The 2,072-nt window shown below is 56.1% G+C and carries 1 protein-coding gene; it reads right to left on the minus strand.

Annotated elements, in window-relative coordinates:
• A partial coding sequence (locus LGZ98_RS23540; RefSeq protein WP_262978705.1) for a condensation domain-containing protein occupies positions 1-2,072 on the minus strand: 2,072 nt, incomplete at both ends.

Below are 2,072 nucleotides of genomic sequence, written 5' to 3' on the forward strand. Positions count from 1 at the left end.
GGCAATATATCCACCTGCTGTATCAGTGTGTCAGGTGCCGAACACAAAGCCGTCACTATCCCTTTCAGCGCCGTCTCCACATAGGCCATAATCCGCTCCGGTGCCACCTCCCCACGACTTTGCACCGTCAGCTCAAACCCCTGACCTGAATCATCAATGTCCAATGACAGTGGGTAGTTGGTACGTTCTTCTGTGCTAATCCAGCGTATCCCCTCCCACACGCTCTGCTGATCTGCCCCGCCTGGGCTATGCCGATAGTTCAACAGGCTATTGAACAACGGCATTGGGGCCTGCACACCGCTGCAACGCTGAGCCAGCGAAAGCGGGGCCTGTTCATGCGCCAGCAGCTCACTTAAGTGTTGGTATGTTTCGCGCATTACTTGCCATACGCTACGCTCACCCAGCCGTACCCGTACCGGCAAAGTATTCATAAACATACCCAGCACTTGATCCGCACCCGCCACGCCTTGCGATCGTCCCAGCAACACGGTACCAAACACAACGTCATCCCGGCCACTGCACTGTGCCATGACCTGCGCCCATGCCACATGGAATAACACCGCCGCACTGACGCCTTCCCGCCGCGCGCAATCACGTACGGCTTGAGCCAACCGCGTTTCTACATAGCCGCGCGTTTCAACAACCAGAGTGCCCTCCCCTTGCACATCCAACAGCCCAAAGGGCGCGGTTGATTCGTCCACATCACCTAACTGCTGCCGGAAATACGCCTCATGCACCGTCTGCGGTACCGAACGTGCTTGTGCAATAAAATTGCGGTAAGGTAAAGGATGCGGCAGATGCTCTTCTTGCTGCTGTAAGAAAGCCTGAACTTCATTGTTAATGAGCTCCAAAGACACATGATCACATACTAAATGGTGAAACAGTAATGCCAGCAGCCATTCACCGGATTGCGGGTCTTGCACGATGGTGGCCGACATTAATGGCGCTCGGGTCACGTCCAGCCGTACCCGCCGCGGGTCGGTATGCTGATACAGTTGTCGTTCTGCATCTTCCCCCGCCAATAAGCTCAATTCTTCAACCCGCAATGGCGCCTGACGCCACACCACCTGCACCGGCTCCGGTAATCCCTTCCAATGCACCGCGCTGCGCAAGATATCATGACGATCGATTACCCGTTGCAAGGCAGCCAAAAAGCCATCCAAACGCTGTCGGCTGTCGAACGCTAACATTGAACGCTCTAAATAAGTATCGCCTTCATTTTCCAACAAATGGTGAAACAGGATACCTTGCTGTAGCGGGCCGAGTGGATAAATATCCTGGATATTGGCAGCGCCACCAGCAACGTCAGTTACAATGCTGTCTATCTCGGGTTGACTCAGCATAATCAGCGGCAGCATCTCCGGTGTGATAACCTGGGTATCTCCGGGGATACGATTCTCGGGAACACCCTCACCCGCGATACTCTCCCCCGTGCTGACACGAGTAGCCATCGCCATCAGTGTTGGCCTGGCAAAAACGGCCGCCACGTCCAGATGCAAATTCATCAGGCGTAATCGCTCAATCACACTGACGATCAACAGTGAATGTCCGCCTAACTCAAAGAAGTTGTCGTGGCGGCCGATATGCTCCACGCCTAACAAGTCCTGCCAAATCTGTGCCAGCTGCTGCTCAAGCTTACCCTGTGGCGCTTCATATTGCCGTGTCACCACCGCACTCTGGTCCGGGGCCGGCAATGCCTGCCGGTCCAGCTTGCCATTCGGCGTCAGCGGTAACGCCTCCAGTCCCACAAATGCACCGGGCAGCATATAGTCCGCCAGGCTTGTGCTTAACTCAGCCCGCAGCGTTGCGGCGTCCAGCACCATTCCGGCCTGCGGCACCAGATAGGCCACCAGCCGCTTGTCACCCGGCGCGTCTTCCCGGGCGACCACCACTGCCTCCCGCACACCGTCACAGGCCGCCAGCCGGGCTTCAATCTCGCCTAACTCAATACGAAAACCGCGGATCTTGACCTGGAAGTCATTGCGCCCAAGATATTCAATATTCCCATCCGGCAACCAGCGGCCCAGATCGCCGGTTTTATAGAGCCTGGCTCCTGCTTTATTGCTAAACGG

The organism is Photorhabdus kayaii (genome assembly GCF_025384895.1).
Lineage (GTDB): Bacteria > Pseudomonadota > Gammaproteobacteria > Enterobacterales > Enterobacteriaceae > Photorhabdus > Photorhabdus kayaii.